The organism is Haloterrigena gelatinilytica, assembly GCF_013342145.1.
GTDB lineage: Archaea > Halobacteriota > Halobacteria > Halobacteriales > Natrialbaceae > Haloterrigena > Haloterrigena gelatinilytica.
In genome coordinates this window covers 2,791,027-2,812,048 of sequence record NZ_JABUQZ010000001.1, presented here as the reverse complement: position 1 = coordinate 2,812,048, position 21,022 = coordinate 2,791,027, and the positions used below count along the sequence as shown (strand labels likewise).

The following is a 21,022-nucleotide window of genomic DNA, read 5'->3' as shown; positions in this document are numbered from 1 at the left end:
GGTTCCGGACCGACGGACGCGGCCGAAACCGCCGACTTAGGGAGACTCGAGGTCGGACTCCTCGAGCGCCGACTCGAGCGCGGCTACTACCGCCTCGAGCACCGCGTCCGGCTCCGTTGTCGCGTCGACGCGGACGAACCGATCGGGCTCGCGCTCGAGGAGTCGCTCGTAGTTGTCGCGGACCGACTCGAGGTAGTCGGCGCGTTCGAACTTGTTCGTCGCGCCCGCGCGTTCGGCGGCCGTCTCGGGATCGACGTCGAGGTAGATCGTCAGGTCCGGCGGGATCGAGAACGGTTCGTGGACGTCGACGACGTACTCGAGGGGGTCGTCGACGGCGAGGCGGTCGGACGCCTCGAGGGTCGCCCCCTGATAGGCGAACCGGGAGTCGGAGTAGCGATCGGAGAGCACGAGGTCGCCCCGCTCGAGGGCGGGTTCGATCACCCGCGAGAGGTGGTCGGCGTGGTCGGCCGTGTAGAGGAACAGTTCCGCCAGCGAGTCGGCGTCGTCGTCGCGGATCGAGCGGTAGACCGCGTCGCCGTACCAGGAGTCGTTCGTGGGCTCCCGCGTGAAGACCGCGCCCGGATAGCGCTCCCGTAGCGCCTCCCAGACCGTCGTCTTGCCGCTCCCGTCCAGTCCCTCGAGCGTGACCAGCATACGTCCACGTCGTCGGGTGGGCTATTACAATCCATCGAGACCGACCGCCAAACCACGGAGGCGATCAGTTATTTATCGCTGCAGCGTCATCTTTCGGGCATGAAGATCCTCGTCGCCGGCGGTACCGGCTTCATCGGCACGCCCCTCTGTACGGAGCTCCACGAGCGGGGTCACGAGGTGACGGCGCTGTCCCGCGATCCCAGCGACGCCGATCTCCCCGCCGGCGTCGATCGGGTCGCGGGCGACGTCAGTGCTTACGACTCGATCGCCGAGACGGTCGCGGGTCACGACGCCGTCGTCAACCTCGTCTCGCTCTCGCCGCTGTACCAGCCCCCTGACGAGGACGCCCACGAGCGGATCCACCTCGGGGGTACGGCGAATCTCGTTCGCGCAGCCGAAGACGGCGGCGTCGATCGATTCCTCCAGATGAGCGCGCTCGGCGCCGATCCGGACGCCGACACCGAGTTCCTCCGTACCAAAGGCGAGGCCGAGGACGTCGTCACCGAGTCGCGGCTCGCGTGGACCATCGTCCGTCCCTCCGTCGTGTTCGGTGACGGCGCCGAGTTCCTCGAGTTCACGAAACAGTTGACGACGCCGTACGTGACGGGGCTTCCCGGCGGCGGAAAAACGCGGTTCCAGCCGATCTGGGTCGGCGATCTGGTTCCGATGCTCGCCGATGTCCTTGCGGATAGCGAGGCGCGACGCGCCTCGGATGCGAGCGGACAGGGCCCGCGAGCAGCGGATTCCCACGTCGGCGAGACCTACGAGATCGCCGGCCCCCAGATCGTCACCCTCGCGGACGCGACCGAACTGGCCTACGCGGCCGAGGGGAAGTCCGTCTCCATCGTCTCGATCCCGATGTCGCTGGCGAAGTTCGGACTCTCCGCGATCGATCCCGTCCCGTTCCTCCCGTTCGGCGCGGATCAGGCCCGGTCGCTCGAGATCAACAACACCGTCGTCACTAACGACGTCTCCGCGTTCGGCGTCTCCGAGGACGAACTGACGACGCTCGGGTCGTATCTCGGCGTCGGCGCGGACGGTCGACGGGAGGCGTCCCGACCGTCGCCGTGACCCGCGCCCGAGTCGGAATCGCCGCCCGGCGATTGCCCCCCTGATTTACGGCTGGACCAGTCGGCCCAAACATTTAATATAAAACACAGTCGCTTCATCGTTCACGATGAGTTTCTCTCGTGAAAATACACAGCCGAGACCGACGCCTGCTTGCGATTTTCGCGAACTCCGAAGGAGAAGAGAAATTCAGCTCAACAAAAGACTTATGTCCTTAATCACTCTGTACCAATTCAACGGAGCCCCCTGACAAACTATGAAGCTGGCGATGATCGGATTCGGACAGGCTGGTGGCAAGATCGTCGATCGATTCCTCGATTACGACGATCGGACGGGTAGCGGAATCGTCCGTGCGGCGATTGCCGTTAACTCCGCGAAAGCGGACCTCATGGGCCTGGAGAATATACCACAGGAGAATCGAGTACTCATCGGCCAGGCCCGGGTAAAGGGCCACGGCGTGGGTGCAGACAACGAGCTCGGCGCGGAAGTCGCCGAGGAAGACATCGACGAGGTGCAAAACGCCATCGACGCGATTCCGACCCACGAGGTCGACGCGTTTCTGGTCGTCGCCGGGATGGGCGGCGGGACCGGATCCGGCGGCGCCCCGGTGCTCGCGAAGCACCTCAAGCGGATCTACACGATCCCCGTCTACGGACTCGGCGTCCTGCCGGGCACGGACGAAGGCGGCATCTACACGCTCAACGCGGCCCGTTCGTTCCAGACGTTCGTCCGCGAGGTGGACAACCTCATGGTCTTCGACAACGACTCGTGGCGACAGACCGGCGAGTCCGTCGAAGGCGGCTACGAGCAGATCAACGAGGAAATCGTCCGTCGGTTCGGCATCCTCTTCGGCGCCGGCGAGGTCGGCGACGGCCAGGAGGTGGCCGAATCCGTGGTCGACTCCTCCGAGATCATTAACACGCTCTCGGGCGGGGGCGTCTCCACGGTCGGCTTCGCCAGCGAGGAGGTCGACATGAACACCGGCGGGGGACTGCTCTCCCGGTTTACCGGCGACGGCGGCGGCGACGACAATCTCGACGCCGCGAACACGACCAACCGCATCACGAGCCTCGTCCGCAAGGCCGCGCTCGGTCGCCTGACGCTGCCCTGCGAGATCGAAGGCACCGAGCGAGCGCTGCTCGTGCTCGCCGGCCCCTCGGAGTATCTCAACCGGAAAGGCATCGAACGCGGGCGGAAGTGGCTCGAAGAGGAAACCGGCAGCATGGAAGTCCGCGGCGGCGACTACCCCCGCGAGGAGCCGGAGGTCGCCGCGGCCATCTTGCTCTCGGGCGTGACGAACGTTCCGCGGATCAAGCGCCTCCAGCAGGTCGCCATCGAGGCCCAGGACAACATCGACGACATCCAGCAGGAAAGCGAGGAGAACTTAGAGGAACTCGTCGAGGACGACGAGGACGAACTCGAGCCGCTGTTCTAGGCTCGCTTTTCTTTCGGCACCCGGCGGCGCCAGCGATCGCACTCGTGTCGGGGGGCACGACGGGGGACTGGCCCCGTCGACGCGCTCGACCCGAGTCGGACTCGAGCCCGAGTTCGACGTGCTTTTGCCTCCGTCCGGTCTAGCGACCGTCGATGCAGGTCGTCGTCCCGTTCGCCGCGACGGAGCCGAAGACTCGGCTCGCCGACGTCCTCACGCCCCCGGAGCGGTCGGCGTTCGCGCGCGCCATGCTCGCGGACGTTCTGACCGCGGTCGTCGAGGCGGGCCACGAGCCGACGGTCCTCGCGACGGCGCCGCTCGACCCCGCGACGCTCGACCTCGAGGCCGACGTTCGGGACGCGGTTGCGGTCGCGGTCGACGAACGGCCGCTCACCGAGGCGGTCAACGCGCGGCTGCCCGGGCGCGGCGACGGCGGCGACGACGGCGACGACGGCACCGATATCGACCCCGTAGCCGTCGTCATGGCCGACCTCGCGCTGACGACCGCCGGCGCGCTCGAGGCGCTGTTCGCCGTCGCGGCCGACGTCGCGGTCGTCCCGGGTCGGGGCGGCGGCACGAACGCGCTGGTCGTTCGCCACCCCGCGTTCCGGGTGGACTACCACGGCGCGTCCTACCTCGATCACTGCGAGATCGCCCGCGACGTCGGGGCGAGCCTCGAGACGGTCGACTCCTTCCGGCTGGGGACCGACGTCGACGAGCCCGCGGACCTCGTCGAAGTACTGATTCACGGCCGCGAGACCGACCGCGCGCCCGCTCGGCTCCGCGAGTTCGGGTTCGAACTCGAGCGAACCGACGGCCGCGTGACCGTCGCGCGACTCGAGGAGTCCTCCCCGGAGTAACGCCGACGAGAGACAGCATTGTCACTCGACGATGTGTAAGAACCCGAAGCGCGACGGCCGGGCGGCCTCACTCGGTCGCCGGTTCGTTCTCGGGACGGGACCGCGCTCGGATCCGATCCGAGTACGCGCCGAGGCCGAGCCCCGAGATAAAGGTCAGGAGGCTGGGAACGAGGATCCACAGGAGGTCGGGATGTTCTGTACCGGTGTGAAGTGCGATATCGAGCATACGGATCTCCCGTTGCCGGACCACTGACGTAATACAATCGGTTGCCGCCCTTTTCGCCGCCTGCGACTGCGATCGGCCGACGTCGTCACCCTCGCCGCGCTCGGCGAGCCGTCCGGAAGTGAAGGGCTTATGTATCGAGCGCCGGGATTCGGAGATAATGTTCCCCGGGGCGAGCGAGTACGGCGTCGACATCGCGGTCGACGACGCGGCGGTCGAGGACCTCCTCGAGGTCACGCCCGCCGACGTCGACGCGCCGCCCGCGCTGACCTTCTCGCGAAACGTCTTCGTACCGCTGACGACGGCCTGCCGCTACACCTGTACCTACTGCACGTACTTCGATCCGCCCGGACAGGCCTCGCTGCTCTCTCTCGAGGAGGTTCGCGAGATTTGCCAACGGGGTGCCGACGCGGGCTGTACCGAGGCGCTGTTCACCTTCGGCGACGACCCCGACGACCGCTACACCGAAATCCACGCGCAACTCGAGGAGTGGGGCCACGACTCGATTCACGGCTACCTGCGCGAGGCCTGCGAGGTCGCCCTGGAGGAGGGGCTACTTCCCCACGCCAATCCGGGCGACCAGACCCGCGAGCAGATGGCCGAGGTGGCCGACGTCAACGCCAGCATGGGCGTGATGCTCGAGACGACCGCCGAGGTTCAGGCCCACGGCGGCCCGCGCAGCAAGGAACCGGGCCAGCGCCTGCGGACGATCGAGAACGCCGGGAAACTCGACGTCGCTTTTACTACTGGAATTCTCGTCGGGATCGGCGAATCGTGGCGCGACCGAGCCGAGAGCCTACTCGCGATCCGCGAGATGCACGAGCGCTACGACCACATCCAGGAAGTGATCGTCCAGCCCGTCGTCGACAACGAGCGCTGGTCGGACGGATCGCCCGACCTCGCGACGATGCGCCACGTGACGGCGATGGCCCGCGTCGCCCTCCCCGAGGAGATCTCGGTTCAGGTGCCGCCGAACCTCGCGCCCGCAAAGGAACTGATCGACTGCGGCGTCGACGATCTCGGCGGCGTCTCGCCGGTGACCGACGACCACATCAACCCCGAGTACGAGTGGCCCGCGCTGCGCGAACTCGAGGAGATCGCCGACTCGGCGGAGCTGCCGCTGGGGGAGCGACTCCCGGTCTACGAGCGGTTCCTTCCCGAGGACCTTCGAACCGACGGGTTCGACGGCGTCGCCGCCGACGGCACGGTCGGTGCGACCGGTCGTCGAGAGCCGAACGCGGACCGCGAGTGGATCTCGCCGACGATCCGCGACGCGCTCGAAGGAGACGGCGAGGCCGGACAGCGATATCGAGCGGTGCTCGAGTCGACCGGCTACTGACCGACCGTCGTCCGGGAAGTCGCGAACACCCCCGAGCGGATCCGCGACGGCCCTCGAGCCGACGGGACCGACAGCGGTATCGACGCGAATTCCGTCGAGAGTTACCCGCACATCGGTACAGTTCCGGCCGAGTACTATCGTTAGCGCCGGACGGCTTATGGTGTACTGGGCCAAAATCATGACATGGTGTACCACGACACTGATTGCCAGTCCGGACCGCAGTCCCTCGGAGGTGATCCCGGATGAGCGACGAGCGGTCGTCGGATGGAGACGACACGGCCGCCGAGGACGATGACGACGAGCGAGCGGACGCGACCGGCTTCCGTCTCGAGGCGGGCCTGCGGCCGCTAAAGGAGTTGCTCGGGGCCCTGATCGAAGTGACCGTCACCGACGCCCCGCCACCGACGACGGAAACGACCGACCGGTCGACCGTCGACGACGAAACGCGACGACCGTCGGACGAGCCCCGGCGGACGATCGAAGCAGATCGCACGCGAACGAAGCGCCACCGTCGGTCACCGGCCGACGAGTGTCTGGTCGATACCCGGCGCGAAGCACGGGAGTTCGTCGTCACCGCCGACGTTCTCGGCGCGAGCAGGGACGATCTCTCCGTCGGAATCGATCCCCGGACGAACGACCTCGTGATCGGCGTGAACGGAACCGTCGTCGAGCGCGTCGATCCGCCCTGGCGGTCGGTCGAGGCGACGACCGTCTGGTTCAACAACGGCATCCTCGAGGTTCGGCTGCGACCGGACGAGTCCTGATCGCGGCGTCCGTTCGGTTGCGCCGCTCGCCGGAACCCTCCTCACTGACGGTGCGACCGGAACCGATCGAGCGGATCCCGAACGAGTCTCGGTGGTCGGTCCTACGAACAGGAGAAGCCCCCGTCGACGACCAGCGCCTGGCCGGTGATCCAATCGGCCTCGTCGCTCGCCAGGAACAGCATCGCGTTGGCGATGTCCTCAGGTTTCCCGAGCCGTTTGAGCGGATAATAACGAGCCATCTCCTCTTTCGCGGTCTCCCACTCTTCTTCGGTGCGGTTCTTCCGGGGCATCGCCGTATCCGTCACGCCCGGACAGACCGCGTTCGCTCGGACGCCGGCCGGACCGACTCCCGCAGCGACGGTTCGCGTGAAGTTGACGACCGCGCCCTTCGACAGCGAGTAGGCGCCGAGCTCCGGCGCGCCGATGACGCCCGCCAGCGACGCGGTGTTGACGATCGCGCCCGATCCCTGCTCCTTGAAGTGCGGAATCGCGGCGTGGCAACCGTTCCAGACGCCCTTGACGTTGACGTCGATGACCCGATCGCGCTCGCCCTCGTCGATCTCCTCGATCTTCGTGCGCTGGTGGCTCACGCCCGCGTTGTTGACCACGATATCGAGGCCGAACTCCTCGACCGCCTCGTCGACGGCCGCGTGGACCGCGTCGGCGTCGCGGACGTCCAGTTCGACGGCGGCTCCGTCCCGGCCTGCTTCTTCCACTCGGTCGACCGTCTCCTCGGCGCTCTCGAGGTCGATATCGGCGGCGACGATCGTCGCTCCCTCCTCGGCGAACAGCGTCGCCGCTTCGCGGCCCAGGCCGGAGCCCGCTCCCGTGATAACCGCTGTCTTGTTATCTAGTCGCATACGAGCGCCACACCGAGGCGGAAAATAAGTGCTGTGCCGCGCGGTCGACGGTCGGCTTCGGACGACTCGGTCCTCAGTCGAGGGTCGGTTTCAGATAGCTCCGTCGTCAGTCGTCGGCCGGCAGCGCCCGCTCGGCGCGTTCGTCCGCGGTGAGCAGCGGCGTGCCGTCGGCGTTCGGACCCAGTTGCGGGCCGAACGGCGGATTCTCGGGGTCGATGACGCGCCGTTTCTCGTAGTCGGTCGAGCGCTCGACCGGGACGCGACCGATCGAGGAGATCATCTCGACGTAGTCCTCGAAGGATCGGAACTCGCCGTAGCCGCCGCCGGCGCGCTTGGTGATCTCCTCGGAGAGAATCGTCCCCATGTAGTCGTCGGCGCCACAGGAGAGCATCTTCAGGCCCTGCTCGTCGCCGTACTTGACCCACGAGGACTGGACGTGATCGACGTTGTCGAGGAAGAGCCGCGAGACGGCGATCATGAGTTCGTCCTCGTCGATGCTCGGGCCGCTCGAGACCACGTCGTGTTCGAACAGCGGCGTGTTCTGGTGGATAAAGGAGAGGGGGACGAACTCCGTGATGTTCCCGGTCCGGTCCTGCAGGTCGCGGATCCGTTTCAAGTGCAGCGCGCGGTGGGCCTCGTTCTCGACGTGGCCGTACATGATCGTCGCCGTCATTCCGAGGCCGACGTCGGCGGCGGCCTCCATCGCCTCGAGCCACTCCTCGGTACCGATCTTGCCGGGACAGATGACGTCGCGGACCTCCTCGACGAGGATCTCGGCCGCGGTGCCGGGAACGGTGTCCAGCCCCGCGTCCTTGAGCCGCCGGAAGACCTCCTCGTAGGACCAGTCGGTCCCGCGGCGGGCGTGGTAGGCCTCCTCGGGGGTCATCGAGTGGACGTGGACGCCGTCGACGCTCATCGCTGCGATCTGGTCGGTGTAGGTGCCGGGGCTCGTGTCGTAGCGTTCGGGCGGCTTGTAGTTGATCTCCTTGGGCTCGGGGTGGGCCTCGAGGATCTCGCGGTGCTCCGCGTCGAGCGCGAAAGCGGGGTGCAGACCGGAGACCGAGGTGACCTCGTAGATGCCCCGATCGACGGCGTCGGCGACGATCTCGCGGGACTCGTCGGGCGTCTTCGTGAAGCCGGCGGTCTCGACCTCGGCGTCGCTCTCGAAGGTGTGGGCGGCGTCCTTGAAGTTACAGAACAGACAGCCCACGTTACAGGCGGTCGTGACGTTGTTGTTCAGGTTGGCGACGAAGGTAACCTCCTCGCCGACGACCTCGGCGCGCCGGCGGTCGGCGGCCTCGAGGACCCGCTCCTTGCGTCGTTGGTCGATACCCTCGCCGTCGGTGCCCGTCGTGAACAGCTCGATGGCGTCGTCGACGGTGAGCCGGTCGCCGTCGCGGGCCTTCTCGAGTGCGTTCTCGAAGGACTGGTCGGTCTGGGGGACGTGGTCGAACGTGAGGTCGGCCTCGGTCACCGGTCGCTCCATCGGCGTATGAATGCCGGTACAGTGAGAAAAACATGGTGGATTCGCGAGTCGGTGGGAACTCGAACCGGCGCTCGCGTCGTCCCGCCACCGCCGGGAGTCGAGCCGGTCGTCGTCGGCTGCCGCGAGCCGGGCACTCACGCCGTTTCGTTCGGCATCGAGCCGGATGCCACTCCGTCCCGACTCTGTGTCCTTCGATATCGCCGCTTCGTCGGCCCCAGTCCGTCGAACGCAGGTCGCGTTCTTATCGGCGGCGACCGCGAAGGGAGTCCATGAGCTCACGGACACCGACGGAATGCGTCGAACTCGCCCTCGACGACGACGCCGACGAGGAGCGCCGCGCTGGCGCGATTCGCGAACTGAAAACGGCGAACGAGTGCGACGAACTCGCGGCGCTCGCCCGCACGGAGCGCATCGCCGATCGGTACCGACGGCAGGCGCTCGAGGCACTGGCGACGTCCCAGTGCGATTCGACCCTTCGCACCCTCGTCGAGGAGGAGGGCCTCGAGGAACCGCTCCAGCGGACCGCAACGGAGTTGCTCGCGACCGTCGACGGTGACTGAGCGGACCCCCGACTCCCGCTCCGGACGCCGGTTCGAGACCGCAGCGTCATCGACCGCGGATCTCCTGCCCGATACTGAAACCTTCTTAGGGGCCGACCACGGCAACTGGGATATGAACTGCGGCGGCGGACACGTCCTGAGGTGTCGCGTATGACTGCTCTCGCAGCGAAACCGTTCGAACGTCACGGCCGACACCGCCGGAGGTGTCGCACGTGACGAGCGTCAAGGAGTTCCGGATCGAGGAGGAAGCGACCGCCGAGGAACTCGGCGCGGGGTCGTTCGTCTTCACCGACGCCTACTCCGTCTTCGACTGGGGCCAGATGCCCGATCGCATCCCCGACAAGGGCGCCAGCCTCTGTGCGATGGGCGCCTTCAACTTCGAACTGCTCGAGTCCGAGGGCGTCCCGACTCACTACCGCGGGGTCGTCGAGTCGGGCGAGGTCGTCCCGCTCGCGGAGACCTCGAGCCCGCCCTGGGAGATGGCCATCGACCTCACGCAGGTCCCCGACCTCCCCCACGAGGGCCGGAGCTACGACTACGACAGCTACCACGACGCCGCGGGATCGAACTACCTCGTCCCGCTGGAGATCGTCTTCCGGAACCGCGTCCCCGTCGGCTCGAGCCTGCGCCGCCGGACCGAGCCCGCGGATCACGGCCTCGCGTTCGACGAGTGGCCCGACGAGGCCGTCGATCTCGAGGAGCCGATCGTCGAGTTCACGACGAAGTACGAGGAGAGCGACCGCCAACTCGACCGCGCCGAGGCCGACGACATCGCCGGCCGGGCCGATATCGAGGAGCTCGAGTCCCTCGCCCGCGAGGTCAACCGGATCGTCACCGAGCAGGCCGAATCGGCCGGACTGACCCACGAAGACGGGAAGATCGAGTGTCTCTACTACGACGGCGAGATCCGCGTGGGCGACGTCGTCGGTACGTTCGACGAGAACCGCTTCAGCTACGAGGGCACCCAGCTCTCGAAGGAGGTCCTCCGCCAGTACCACAAGCGCACCCAGCCCGACTGGGTCGAGGCCGTCGACGCCGCCAAGGCCGAGGCCAAACGAAACGACGTCGCCGACTGGAAGTCGCTGTGCGACGAGGAGCCCGAACCGCTCGACGACGGCGTCATCGAGACCGCTCGCGACCTCTACTGCGCCGGCGCGAACGCCTACACCGGGCGGGAACTGTTCGACGCGCCGCCGCTCTCGAGCGCGATCGGCGCGGTCAGGCGGCTCTGAGTCGCCGCCGTTCGGCGCGCCGCCGATCCGACCGCAACTCGGTACGCTCTCGACTGCGTCCCTCGATATCGTTTCACACTCGTCGGGTGACAGAGCAACCCTCATATGGCGGGGCGAGTAACCTCCGATTGTCCGTCAATGAGCCTCGCTACCAGCGGTATCGTCGCAAGTATCGTCCCATCCGGACTGACCGGTAGTATCGCGACCGTCGCGACCGGGATGCTGGCCGTCTTCGTGCTCGCGATCGTCGCCTTCGCCGTCGCATCGATCGTCTCCTCGTCGTGGACCGGCCAGTCGACCGCGACGTCGTCGACGCCCGCCGCCAGCGGCGCCGAACCCGGCGACGACTGATTTTCCGGCCGTCGCCCGTTCTGTTTCTTCGGCTCGAGTCGGTCCATCGTCCGCCAGCCGTTCGCAACTATCGAGCGGACGCGGCGGAAGCGGCTTTGTCGGTTCGCGTCCATGGTCGAACCATGGAGATCACGGTGTACGGACCGCTGCGGAGCGCGACCGGCGCGAAGACGGTCTCGATCGAGTTCGACGGCGGGACCGTCGCCGACGCCGTCGCGACGTTCGTCGACGCCTACCCGCGGGCGGAGCCGCACCTCTACGACGGCGATGACCGCAACGAACTACGCTCGAGCGTCCGGGTGACGGTCGACGGCGAGCGCGCTACGATGGACGATCGGGTTCCGGCGAACGCGTCGATGACGCTGATGCCCGCGGTACAGGGCGGAACTCGGTAGTCGCTAGCGAATCCGCGTCGAATTCGTCTCGGACCGGTCAGGGAACTCGATTTGCCACACCAAGTACGGAAGAATGCAGTGACAGCGGCCGATCACCGCACCTGGCGCACGATCACGTCGCGACCTGCTACGCCGCTCGTTCCACCTTACTCAGATGCCCGTTCTATGACGAGGTTGGTATCTTGCACCCGCACGGAGTACTGATGGCTGTTCTGAATCGTGAAATCGATAGTAACGCTGTCTTCGCTGTCCTTCCCTATGAGCTGATCGAGTGCTGACGGGTCGATGTGGTCGGAAAGCGTGATTCCGAGAGCCGAGGGGGATTTCACCGGATCAACGTTTTCAACGGCGGCGATCGCTCGCACGATAGCGAGACTCGGCGGCGTATCGCTGTCGAACTGCTGTTCAATGTGGATCGGGGGATCCGGATCGCCAGTGAAATTCGAATTTGAAGGGGACATACGTTCGCGTCACTCGAATCATCCTCACACTCGTAGCGGGGTGGTTCTGTCGGGTGCGTCTGCAGGCGTATCGATGCAAATCGGGGAGCACGACCCGTGAACGTGTATTTCCCATCGATTGATGACTCGCGCTCGATTGTCGTCCACCCCACCACACACCACTGCAGGGCGGTCGGTACTGCGGAGATTCGGACCTACAGCCCGTACTGGTCGCGCACCAGGTGGTCGATCCCCCGCTCCTCGAGCACGTCCAGCGGCGCGAGCATGTCGAGTTGGACGACGCCGGGCAGCCGACCGATCTGGACGCCGCCGGTGAACGTACACCGCGAGCGGACCTCGCCCTCACTCATGTCCAGCAGTTTCGTGGCGCGGTCGAAGGCGTTCTGCGTGGCGTCGTTGACCGTCGCGCCGGAGCCGATCACCTGGATCGGGCCCATGTCGGCCTCGATATCGACGCCGTGTTCGGCGCCGAGTTCGCGACCCGCCTCGCGTTCGTCCTCGCTGTAGGGTTTGCTGATAAAGGGCAGGTCCTCCTCGGGCGGCAGCAGGACGGGCCCGTCTAACTCGAGGTCCTCGATGACCTCGACGTCCATCGTGACGGTGCCGCTCACGTCGGTCGTGTGCAGGGAGAGTTCGCCGTCGCCCTGGTTGGCGTGGAGGTCGCCGACGTAGACGCCGGCGCCGTCGACCTTGACTGGACAGATCAGGGTCGCGCCCGGCCGCACTTGGGGGATGTCCATGTGACCGTCCGTGCGGGCCTCGAGTTCCGCCTCGCTCTCGACGCCGTAGTCGTGTTCGGCGCCGATGAGGTACTGGCCGAAGTCGCCCGCGTTGTGCGAGTCGGGCATCGTGATCGCCGGCGTCGTTCCGACGTTCCCGATGAACGGACGCAGGCGACCCAGCGTGCCGGGCATCTCGCCGGGTTCGTACAGCAGGATGGGGTGTTGTCGGGAGTTCTCGGGGATGTCCATCACCTCGTCGGCGTCCTCGGCGAGTTCGTGGGCGGCGTCCTCGTCGAGCGTGATCCCGACGCTGTGGTCGTCGTCGAAGGCGACGGTGTAGCCGTACTCGAAGCCGAAGGAGGAGGCGTTCGCGCCGCACTCGGCGCACTTGATCGCCTCCTCGCCGGTGCCCTCGACGACCGTTTCGGGCCACTCGGTGCCACACTCCGGACAGCGGTGGTCGACGAACGGGTCGTCGTAGAAGGCGTCCTCGCGTTCGGCCATCGACCCCGTGCTCGTGGCCATGCTCGTCACCTCGACGTCCCGGATGTGTAAGGCGACGGCGTCGCCGACCTCGGCGCCCTCGACGCGGATCGGTCGCGTGACCTCGTGGCCGCCGCGGAACTCGGGTGTCACCATGGGTCCCCAACAGCCCGGCGGCGTGTACGTCTCGATCGTCCCCCCGTCCGCGACGGTGCCCGCCCACTCCTGATCGGGCCCGACGAGACCGAGCGTGTACTGATCGACGGACAGTTCCTCTCGGACTTCTCGCTCGTCTTGCTGTGACATGGCACACCAAGATACGCCGTCGCCGTCGATAAGCCTACTGTCGCCGGAAGCCGCATTTCGGACCCGTTACTCCTTGATTTTGATAGTCTCGGTCCGCGCTTGCAATCGATGGCACCGGCGGTAGCGGCGGGGACCGCGTCACTAGCGGCCAGAGGTGACCGAGATGGACGACTCCGAGTTCCGCGAGCGCGTCGCGCAGTCCGGTGAGCTCGACGACCCCGAACCGATCGCCGAGACGCCCGCCCCCGGTTCGCTTCGCTCACCGGTCGCTGTCTCCGTGGCGCGTGGCGCCACGCTCTCGAGCGGCGTTCGTCGAGCGCGTCCGCGACCGCGCGGCCGGCTACGCGGGCGGCGGCGTGCCCGACGAGACCGACGACCTCGAGCCGCGCGTCGAGGCCGTCACGGAGGCGCTCCATGAGTCGATTCCCCGCGAGGAACGGCGCGGCCTCCGCTCGCAGCTCTCCGACGACGTCGAGCCGCTATTCACCGGCGCGTCCGGCCGATAGCCTTGTACCTGCGTGCCCAATCCCGAAACCGAATCCCGTCGAAGACGCGACCATGCAGGAAAACGAGTTCTACTCGCTCGTTCAGGAAGCCGGACACCTCGAGTCGATGGATCGCGCGCAGGCGGCCAGCGAGGCGGTCCTCGCGACGCTCGGCGAGACGCTGACCGGCGGCGAGGCCGAGGACGTCGCCGCCCAGTTGCCCGACGAACTGGCGCGGATCCTCGAGGACGCCGACCACGACGGCGCCGGCTACGACCGCGGGGCGTTCGTCGACCGCGTCGGCGAGCACCTCCGCGACACCGACGTCGAACCCGACGACGCCGAGCAGTTCGCCGAGGCGGTCACCGACGCCGTCGCCGCCGCGCTCACGGACGGCGAGATTCAGAACCTCAAGTCCCAGCTCGACGACGGCCTCCACCCGCTGTTCGAGGACGTGACGGTCGATCCCGACCAGCTCTGAGCGGCCGCGCCGACTCGCCGGCGAGCGGCGCCGGCGTCGGTCGGTCGCTGCGACGGCGGTATCCGCGACCGTCCGCGTCCGTAATCGCGAGCGGTATTTTCGCCGCCAGCTGGCCTCAGCGGGCGGATTTGTCGGCCGGTGGCCGTATCAGCCGCAATAGGTTCGTTGAAGTGGGTCTTGTCCCTTCAGTCACCTAATGGCTGATTCGACGGACGAGGACGCACAGGAGTGCCGAGTGTGCGGCGACACCGTTGCATCGTCTGCTAACCACCGCGTCGTGACCGCCGTCGAAGACGGCGAGACCGTCTACGAACACTTCTGTAGCGACGACTGCCTCGAGATCTGGGAGTCGTAGCTCGCGGACTCGAGAACGAAAACTGAATCGGACTGCGGACGGACGGGGGGTGGGGAACGTCCCGTCGACTCCCGGCCGATCCGACTCGCTACTGTTCTTTCGCGACGACGTCGCCGATACCGTCGACCGGTCGGTCCGGCGTGACCTCGTCGATCTCCTCGGGGAGGCCGAGCTGGTACTCGCTCCCGTTTTCTCGGACCGAGGTCCGGCCGCGGTGGACCGAGACGTCGCCGTTGAGGTGGAGTTTCACCGCCTCGAGCAGGGCGTCGGCTTCGAGGGGCTGGCCGCGGCGTTTCATCTCCTCGATGTCGGCGTCGTCGGGGACGTCGAACGCGCGCTGGGTGATGATCGGCCCCTGGTCTAAGTCGGTCGTCACGTAGTGGGCCGTGACGCCGGCGACGCGGACGCCCTCCTCGAGCGCCTGACGGTACGCTTCGGCGCCGGGGAAGGCGGGCAGCAGGGAGGGGTGGACGTTGATGATGCGGTCCTCGTAGCGGAAGACCACGTTGGGAGAGAGGATGCGCATGTACCGCGCGAGCACGATCAGGTCGACGTCGTACTCGGCGAGCAGGTCGAGCAGTTCGTCCTCGTTTTGCTGGCCCTTCTCGTCGCCGATGTCGTGGAAGGGGACGTCGTAGTGTTCGGCAAGCGGCTGGAGGTCGTCGTGGTTGCCGATGACGACGCCGATGTCGGCGCCGAGTTCGTCGTTTGCCCACGCCTCGAAGATGGCTTCGAGACAGTGGCTCTCCTTCGTGCCGAGAACGGCGATCTGCTGGGTCTCGCGGTCGGCGGGGAACCGGACCTGAACGTCGAGCCCGAGGTCGTTCCCGAGTTCGTGGAGGTCCTCGCGGAGCGTCTCCTGGGTACAGACCATCTCGGCGGTGTCGACGGCGAGATACATCCGGAAGACGCCGTCGCGAACCGCCTGGTCGAGATCCTCGATGTTGACTCCGCGCTCGAACAGGAGGCTGGTCACGTTGGCGACCAGTCCCGTATCGTCGTCTCCGATCACGGTGATTTCGGTAATGTCGGTCGTCATCGGGACCACCTCCGCTCGAGCGAAATTGGATTCATCACTACGTGCTTCAGTCTACCTGTCGCCAAAAGTCCTGCTTTCCGTGGATGTGTCTGAGAACGACTGCATAATATGACGTGTAGTATAATTATGACCAATTAGCAAATCTGGAACCAATATTATTAACACCGCGGCGGCGAGTACTAGGATCGCATGACGCTTCCACGAACGCTCGACGTCGCGATCGTCGGTGCCGGCCCCGCGGGGATCGGTACCGCAGTCGCGCTCGAGTCCCTCGAGATCGAGTACGCCGTCCTCGAGCGCGACTGCATCGGTTCGTCGTTCCGACAGTGGCCCGACGAGATGCGACTGCTGACGCCGTCGTTTCCCGCTACCGCCTTCGGTACCCGCGATCTGAACGCGGTCACGCCCGACACCTCGCCGGCACTGGCGCTGGACCGCGAGCATCCGACCGGCGAGCAGTACGCCGACTACCTCGAGGCCGTCGCCGCGTTTCACGAGGTGCCCGTCTACGGCGACGTCGACGTTGACCGCGTCGTCCCCGGCGACGGTACGGACACTGAGTCGGGCGAGACGGACGTCGAGGCCGACGGTTTCACTCTCGAAACCAGCGCGGGCCCGCTCGAGGCCGACTACGTCGTCTGGGCCGCGGGCGAGTACCAGTACCCGGCGGACGGCTCGTTTCCGGGCGCGGAGCACGCGGTCCACGTCTCGACGGTCGACTCGTGGGCGACCTACGCCGACCGGTGGTCGCCGGACGGTGCCGAGACGGCCTTCGACCGCGAATCTTCGGACTCCGACGCAGCGCCGTCCGCACGCGTCGCGGCCGACGGCGCCGGCGCGATCGGCCCCGCCACGGACGACGTCGTGATCGTCGGCGGCGCCGAGAGCGGCATCGACGCGGCGCTCGGTCTCGCCGACGCCGGCTGCTCGGTCGCCGTGCTCGACGCCGACGGCCCGTGGCAGTACCGCAGTCCCGACCCCAGCGAGGTGCTCTCGCCGCGGACGAGCGAGCGACTCGAGCGAGCGCTGACCGAGGGACGGCCGATCGATCTCGTCACCGACGCGCGCGTCGCGAGTATCGAGTGCGTGCAGGCGGGCCCGGTACGCGCCGACGACGGCTACGTACTCCGGACGACCGACGGCGATCGGTTCCGCTCGCGGGCGCCGCCGCTGCTCGCCACCGGGTTCGAGGGGAGTCTCGCCGTCGTCGACGACCCGTTCGCGTTCGACGGCGACGCGCCGGCGCTGACCGACCGCGACGAGTCGACCGAGACGCCGGGGCTCTTCCTGGTCGGCCCGCAGGTCGCCCACGACGGGCAGCAGTTCTGTTTCATCTACAAGTTCCGCCAGCGCTTCGCCGTCGTCGCCGAGACGATCGCCGACCGACTCGGCGTCGATACCGACCCGCTCGAGGCCTACCGGGAACGGGGGATGTTCCTCGACGATCTCGAGTGCTGCGAGCCGGAGTACTGCGACTGCTGAGAGGGAGACGGGCGGAAAAACGGACTCGGGCGGTTCCGAGTTCGCGTCAGTGGCTCGAGTGGACGTGTTCGCGGAGCTCGTCGGCCTCGTCGAACGACTCGTCGCAGACGGCACAGGTGTTGTGGTGGAGCGCGACGTGCTGGGTGACGCCGGCCGCGGACTGGAACGACTCGTCGCAGTTCGAACGGCTGTAGGACATGGTTCGGGCCGACGTCCCCCGGACAGTCATAACAATCGAGGGCGGGCGATCGCTGGCAACGAGACGACGGGGCCGACAGGGCACCTCGACCGCGTTTATCGGGCGTGGCTCGAGCGACGCCCCGTTTTGACGTGGTCGGCCGCGCGTCGGCGGAGCGAGGGATCGATCGCCGTGTCCTCGGCCAGTTCCTCGAGTTCGTCGGTCGCGTCGCAGTCGATCAACCCCTCGAGGGCCCGTCGGCGGAACTCCCCGCGGAGGCCACTCGTTCGGACGATGACCGAGAGGGCGGTTCGCTCGCTGCGTTCGATTAGTCGGTCGATCGCTTCGCGTCGATACTCGTAGTGAACATTCGTCTTGACGACGGTCTGGAACGCTTTCGACATCGGTGGGGCGGTGAACGCGGTACGGGTCGCCGGGCGTTCGGTGCGCTGTTCTATCGGCCGGATCGATCGGGACGATCGGTCACCGCACGTCGTCTCGAGAGACGAACGCCGAACCGATCGCGCGAACCCACGTCTCTTCGACGTCGCCCGACGTCACGTCCGAGTAGATCGTACAGACGTCCGGTCGGTCGTCGTTGTGCTCGACGTAGGCCTTGTAACACGGCGAGATTTCGCCGTCCGCCGGCTGCGGATCCGGCGACGTCGCTTCCTCGGAGACCGTCTCGGCGTCGGTGTCTGACTCTCGTTCGGTCACGGTAGTCAATCTGCGATCCCGAGTTCCGTCGCGTGATCGCGGTCCTCGTCGGCGTCGTTCGTCTCCTCGTCGTTCTCGAGTTCTTCTTCGGGCGGCTCGAACTGCGGGAACCGGTCCTCGAGCGTCGCGGGGTCGGCTTCGAGGTCGGCGTCGGTCGCCAGACACGACTTCAGGTCGCTCCGCAGCGACTCGCGGTCCATCTCGGTGCCGATCAGAACCAGCCGGACGTTCCGGTCGCCCCATCGGTCGTGCCAGACGGCCTCGAGTTCGGGATCTTCGGCGAGGTGCTCGCGGCGTTCGTCTTCGGGAAGCGCGGCGACCCACGTCCCGCCGGGGCCGACGCGAATCGACCGGCCGGCGACGTTGAGCGTGAACGCCTCGTCGCGGCGGGTGGCGATCCAGAAGTGGCCCTTCGCGCGGACGACGGCGTCGGGGAACTCGTCGAGCAGGTCGGCGAGCCGCTCCGGGTGAAACGGGCGGCGCGCCTCGAAGACGAACGAGGAGACGCCGTGTTCCTCCTCGGCCGACTCGTGGGGCTCCTGCAGTTCCCGAATCCAGCCCGCAGATCGGCTGGCCGCCTCGAAGTCGAACCGATCGGTGTCGACGATGTCGTCGGGATCGACCCGGCCGTGTTCGGTGCGGACGATCTCGGCGCGGGGCTGGAGCACCTCGAGCGTCGCCTCGATCTCCGCGAGGACGTCCTCCTCGACGAGGTCGCACTTGTTCAACAGGAGGACGTCGCAGAACTCGACCTGTTCGACGACGAGGTCGCCGAGGTGTTTCTCGGTGCCGTCGTCGTCGAGCAGTTCGTCGGACTCCATCGCCGTGCGGAACTGGTGGGCGTCGACGACCGTGACGGTCGTGTCGAGCCGACAGCCCTCGAGCGGTTCGATGCCGGTCTCCGCGTAGAACTCGGTGGGGTCGAGATCGGCCTGATCGAAGCCGAGCGTCAGCGTCTGGGCGACGGGCAGCGGCTCGGCGACGCCGGTCGACTCGACGACGATCGCGTCGAACTCCCGGTCCGACGCGGTGAGTTCGCCGACGGCGTCGAGCAGGTCGCCGCGCAGTTCACAGCAGATACAGCCGTTCGAGAGTTCGATCAACTCCTCGTCCTCGTCGGCGATATCGGAGGATTCGGCGACGAGTTCGGCGTCGACGTTCACCTCCCCCATATCGTTGACGAGCACGGCGAGATCGCGATCGTCGCTCTCGCGCAGCACGTGATTCAGCGTCGTTGTCTTGCCGGCGCCGAGGATGCCGGAGAGTACCGTGACGGGGATCGGGTTATCGGGCATTCGATTAACAATACGAACTCCAATCTAATAGAAGTTATTATTTCTATAGACAGAGTTATTAAACAGCGGCGATAACCGACTCGAGCATGCGAGCGTCATCGCCGTGGTCGAATCGAGGGGTACCGACCGCCGATCGAACCCCGAGTCGCGACGGAGTGATCGGCGCCGAATGACCGGTTCGTCCGTCGATCGCGTCGTCCTGATCGGCAAGGAGAGCGTCGGCAAGTCGGCGTTAGCCGCGGGACTCACCGGCGCGGCGCCGACCGCCGAGAACGTCGACGGCGCGACGGTCTCGAGGGAGGTCTACCGGAGCGGCGACCTCGAGGTCGTCGACACGCCCGGCATCACCCTCGAGGCGGACACCGAGACGACCCGCGAGGCGCTGGCCGCGCTCGAGGGCGCCGAAACGGTCGTCCTCGTCGTTCCGGCGACCGGCCTCGATCGGAACCTCGCCGACCTCCTGCCGCTCGTCCAGGGCCGGATCGGCGCGGTGGTCGTCACCCACTGGGACCGCGTCGACGCGACCGGTGAGGCGCGCGGAGCGATCGTCGACCTCGAGGCCGACCTCGGCGTCCCCGTCGTGCCGGTCGACGCGCGGACCCTCGATCGCGATCGAGTCGCGGCGGACGGCGGACGGAAGAGCGGTGCTCCCGCCGCGTCCGACGGCCGCGACGTCCGCGCCGCACTGGCCGACGCGGACGAGTTCCCCGGCGGGACCGCGGTGCGGGCCGGCTGGGAGATCGAACCGCCGGCGTGCGTCTTCGAGCGCCCGTACCTCGGCCCCGTCGCGAGCGCGCTCGTCCTCCTGTTGCCCGCCGCGGTCGCCGTCTGGTTCGCCAACGCCGTCGCGGCCGAACTCGATCCGCTCGTCGAGGCCGCCCTCGAGCCCGCGGTTTCGTGGGGGCAGACGTTGCCCGGGCCGCTGGCGACCGTTCTGGCCGGCGACTACGGCCTGCTCTCGATGGGGCCGTTCCTCTTCGTCTGGGCGCTGCCGACGCTGTTGATCTTCGCGCTGTTCACGGGCGCGTACGCGGCGAGCGGGCTGACGATGCGCGTGACGACGGCGCTCCATCCCGTCGTGCGCCGCGTCGGACTCACCGGCCGGGATCTCGTCCGGGTCGTCATGGGCTTTGGCTGTAACGTCCCCGCGGTCACGAGCACGCGCGCCTGCTCGGACTGCACCCGCTGTACGACGATCTCCGCGATCTCCTTCGGCGCGGCCTGCTCCTACCAGTTCCCCGCCACGCTGGCGGTGTTCGCCGCCGTCGGAATGCCGTGGCTCGTCGGCCCCTACCTCGCCGTCCTCGTCGCGACGACGCTGCTCTACGTCCGCCTGATCGCCCCTCCCGAAGCGCGAACGACCGATCTGGCGGTCGACCGACGGACGTTCCTCGAGCGACCCCGTCTTCGCCGGTATCTGCGTCGTCGCCGCGCTGCTCGACTATCTCGGCGCGCTCGAGCGCCTCGGCGCCGTTCTCGAACCGGCGATGGCCGCCTTCGCCCTCCCGGCGGAGGCGGCGCTGCCGATCGTCCTCGCGGCGATCCGGAAGGACGGGATCGCGCTCCTGACGGCCGAGTCGGCCGCGGTCGAGGCCCTCTCACCCGTCGAGGTGCTGGTCGCCGTCTACCTCGCCGGCGTCCTGCTGCCCTGTCTCGTCACGGCGATCACGGTCGCCCGCGAGGTTTCGGCGCGGTTCGTCGCCGGGATGCTCGCGCGACAGGCCGCCGCGGCGATCGGATTCGCGTTCGTCATCGCGTGGACGGGACGGCTTCTGTTCTGATCGCGGCCGTCCG

Annotated in this window: 24 protein-coding genes and 1 pseudogene; 14 read left to right on the top strand and 11 right to left on the bottom strand. The window is 67.4% G+C overall.

What is annotated here, in order from left to right; all coding sequences use genetic code 11:
- Window positions 1-36 precede the first annotated feature (36 nt).
- Complete coding sequence (gene tmk / locus HTZ84_RS14030; RefSeq protein WP_174681253.1) at window positions 37-654, bottom strand: dTMP kinase; 618 nt, start codon at window positions 652-654, stop codon at window positions 37-39.
- Window positions 655-753: 99 nt separating this feature from the next.
- Between tmk and HTZ84_RS14025 the strand changes: the two genes are divergently transcribed.
- From HTZ84_RS14025 to cofC, 3 genes are all read left to right on the top strand, one after another.
- A complete protein-coding gene (locus HTZ84_RS14025) occupies window positions 754-1,725 on the top strand; it encodes a complex I NDUFA9 subunit family protein (protein WP_174681252.1) in 972 nt (323 codons plus the stop codon).
- 253 nt (window positions 1,726-1,978) lie between these two features.
- Window positions 1,979-3,157, top strand: a complete 1,179-nt coding sequence (locus tag HTZ84_RS14020) for a tubulin/FtsZ family protein (RefSeq protein ID WP_174681251.1) — start codon at window positions 1,979-1,981, stop codon at window positions 3,155-3,157.
- A 152-nt stretch (window positions 3,158-3,309) separates the two neighbouring features.
- Window positions 3,310-4,014 carry a 2-phospho-L-lactate guanylyltransferase gene (gene cofC / locus HTZ84_RS14015; RefSeq protein ID WP_174681250.1) on the top strand — a complete coding sequence of 235 codons (705 nt, stop codon included), beginning with the start codon at window positions 3,310-3,312 and terminating at the stop codon, window positions 4,012-4,014.
- 67 nt (window positions 4,015-4,081) lie between these two features.
- Here the strand turns inward: cofC and HTZ84_RS14010 are convergent, their stop codons facing one another.
- The gene (locus HTZ84_RS14010) at window positions 4,082-4,240 is read right to left on the bottom strand and encodes a hypothetical protein (RefSeq protein WP_174681249.1); all 159 of its coding nucleotides are present in this window, start codon (window positions 4,238-4,240) and stop codon (window positions 4,082-4,084) included.
- 157 nt (window positions 4,241-4,397) lie between these two features.
- On the opposite strand from HTZ84_RS14010, the gene cofG reads away from it, so the two are divergent.
- Window positions 4,398-5,576: a 7,8-didemethyl-8-hydroxy-5-deazariboflavin synthase subunit CofG gene (cofG, locus tag HTZ84_RS14005; protein ID WP_174681248.1), complete on the top strand. Its 1,179-nt coding sequence runs from the start codon at window positions 4,398-4,400 to the stop codon at window positions 5,574-5,576.
- 242 nt (window positions 5,577-5,818) lie between these two features.
- Window positions 5,819-6,340: a gas vesicle protein GvpH gene (gene gvpH, locus HTZ84_RS14000; protein WP_174681247.1), complete on the top strand. Its 522-nt coding sequence runs from the start codon at window positions 5,819-5,821 to the stop codon at window positions 6,338-6,340.
- Window positions 6,341-6,441: 101 nt separating this feature from the next.
- Here gvpH and HTZ84_RS13995 read toward each other — a convergent pair whose 3' ends face one another.
- Together HTZ84_RS13995 and cofH are read right to left on the bottom strand one after the other, a co-directional pair.
- Window positions 6,442-7,200, bottom strand: coding sequence for an SDR family NAD(P)-dependent oxidoreductase (locus HTZ84_RS13995; RefSeq protein WP_174681246.1), 759 nt, complete (start codon window positions 7,198-7,200; stop codon window positions 6,442-6,444).
- A 106-nt stretch (window positions 7,201-7,306) separates the two neighbouring features.
- Complete coding sequence (cofH, locus tag HTZ84_RS13990; RefSeq protein ID WP_174681245.1) at window positions 7,307-8,686, bottom strand: 7,8-didemethyl-8-hydroxy-5-deazariboflavin synthase subunit CofH; 1,380 nt, start codon at window positions 8,684-8,686, stop codon at window positions 7,307-7,309.
- Window positions 8,687-8,955: 269 nt separating this feature from the next.
- On the opposite strand from cofH, the gene HTZ84_RS13985 reads away from it, so the two are divergent.
- From HTZ84_RS13985 to HTZ84_RS13970, 4 genes are all read left to right on the top strand, one after another.
- Complete coding sequence (locus HTZ84_RS13985; protein WP_174681244.1) at window positions 8,956-9,246, top strand: hypothetical protein; 291 nt, start codon at window positions 8,956-8,958, stop codon at window positions 9,244-9,246.
- A gap of 212 nt (window positions 9,247-9,458) precedes the next feature.
- The gene (locus tag HTZ84_RS13980) at window positions 9,459-10,478 is read left to right on the top strand and encodes a phosphoribosylaminoimidazolesuccinocarboxamide synthase (protein ID WP_174681243.1); all 1,020 of its coding nucleotides are present in this window, start codon (window positions 9,459-9,461) and stop codon (window positions 10,476-10,478) included.
- A 138-nt stretch (window positions 10,479-10,616) separates the two neighbouring features.
- Complete coding sequence (locus HTZ84_RS13975; protein WP_008896024.1) at window positions 10,617-10,829, top strand: hypothetical protein; 213 nt, start codon at window positions 10,617-10,619, stop codon at window positions 10,827-10,829.
- A 122-nt stretch (window positions 10,830-10,951) separates the two neighbouring features.
- Window positions 10,952-11,224 carry a MoaD/ThiS family protein gene (locus HTZ84_RS13970; RefSeq protein WP_174681242.1) on the top strand — a complete coding sequence of 91 codons (273 nt, stop codon included), beginning with the start codon at window positions 10,952-10,954 and terminating at the stop codon, window positions 11,222-11,224.
- A gap of 146 nt (window positions 11,225-11,370) precedes the next feature.
- Here the strand turns inward: HTZ84_RS13970 and HTZ84_RS13965 are convergent, their stop codons facing one another.
- A complete protein-coding gene (locus HTZ84_RS13965) occupies window positions 11,371-11,685 on the bottom strand; it encodes a HalOD1 output domain-containing protein (protein ID WP_174681241.1) in 315 nt (104 codons plus the stop codon).
- A 194-nt stretch (window positions 11,686-11,879) separates the two neighbouring features.
- On the bottom strand, window positions 11,880-13,196 hold the full coding sequence (locus HTZ84_RS13960) for an acetamidase/formamidase family protein (RefSeq protein WP_174681240.1): 1,317 nt from the start codon (window positions 13,194-13,196) through the stop codon (window positions 11,880-11,882).
- Between the two features lie 284 nt (window positions 13,197-13,480).
- Between HTZ84_RS13960 and HTZ84_RS13955 the strand changes: the two genes are divergently transcribed.
- From HTZ84_RS13955 to HTZ84_RS13945, 3 genes are all read left to right on the top strand, one after another.
- Window positions 13,481-13,702, top strand: coding sequence for a DUF2267 domain-containing protein (locus HTZ84_RS13955; protein WP_174681239.1), 222 nt, complete (start codon window positions 13,481-13,483; stop codon window positions 13,700-13,702).
- Between the two features lie 52 nt (window positions 13,703-13,754).
- Entirely contained in the window at window positions 13,755-14,162 is a 408-nt protein-coding gene (locus tag HTZ84_RS13950; protein ID WP_174681238.1) for a DUF2267 domain-containing protein, read from the top strand.
- A gap of 196 nt (window positions 14,163-14,358) precedes the next feature.
- Window positions 14,359-14,517 (top strand): DUF7576 family protein, encoded by a 159-nt coding sequence (locus HTZ84_RS13945; RefSeq protein WP_174681237.1) that lies wholly within the window; start codon window positions 14,359-14,361, stop codon window positions 14,515-14,517.
- An 88-nt stretch (window positions 14,518-14,605) separates the two neighbouring features.
- Here the strand turns inward: HTZ84_RS13945 and HTZ84_RS13940 are convergent, their stop codons facing one another.
- Window positions 14,606-15,556 carry a formyltetrahydrofolate deformylase gene (locus HTZ84_RS13940; protein ID WP_174681236.1) on the bottom strand — a complete coding sequence of 317 codons (951 nt, stop codon included), beginning with the start codon at window positions 15,554-15,556 and terminating at the stop codon, window positions 14,606-14,608.
- 189 nt (window positions 15,557-15,745) lie between these two features.
- On the opposite strand from HTZ84_RS13940, the gene HTZ84_RS13935 reads away from it, so the two are divergent.
- Complete coding sequence (locus HTZ84_RS13935) at window positions 15,746-17,038, top strand: NAD(P)/FAD-dependent oxidoreductase (protein ID WP_174681235.1); 1,293 nt, start codon at window positions 15,746-15,748, stop codon at window positions 17,036-17,038.
- Between the two features lie 46 nt (window positions 17,039-17,084).
- On the opposite strand, the gene HTZ84_RS13930 is transcribed toward HTZ84_RS13935, so the two are convergent.
- The 4 genes from HTZ84_RS13930 to HTZ84_RS13915 all read right to left on the bottom strand — a co-directional run bounded on the left by HTZ84_RS13930 (window position 17,085) and on the right by HTZ84_RS13915 (window position 19,228).
- Entirely contained in the window at window positions 17,085-17,237 is a 153-nt protein-coding gene (locus HTZ84_RS13930; RefSeq protein WP_174681234.1) for a C2H2-type zinc finger protein, read from the bottom strand.
- Between the two features lie 95 nt (window positions 17,238-17,332).
- Window positions 17,333-17,620: a hypothetical protein gene (locus tag HTZ84_RS13925; RefSeq protein ID WP_174681233.1), complete on the bottom strand. Its 288-nt coding sequence runs from the start codon at window positions 17,618-17,620 to the stop codon at window positions 17,333-17,335.
- Between the two features lie 79 nt (window positions 17,621-17,699).
- On the bottom strand, window positions 17,700-17,933 hold the full coding sequence (locus HTZ84_RS13920; protein ID WP_174681232.1) for a DUF7511 domain-containing protein: 234 nt from the start codon (window positions 17,931-17,933) through the stop codon (window positions 17,700-17,702).
- Window positions 17,934-17,938: 5 nt separating this feature from the next.
- Window positions 17,939-19,228 (bottom strand): GTP-binding protein, encoded by a 1,290-nt coding sequence (locus tag HTZ84_RS13915; RefSeq protein ID WP_174681231.1) that lies wholly within the window; start codon window positions 19,226-19,228, stop codon window positions 17,939-17,941.
- Between the two features lie 169 nt (window positions 19,229-19,397).
- Between HTZ84_RS13915 and HTZ84_RS23175 the strand changes: the two are divergent.
- Window positions 19,398-21,009 (top strand): annotated as a pseudogene (locus HTZ84_RS23175) (nucleoside recognition domain-containing protein).
- Window positions 21,010-21,022: the final 13 nt, after the last annotated feature.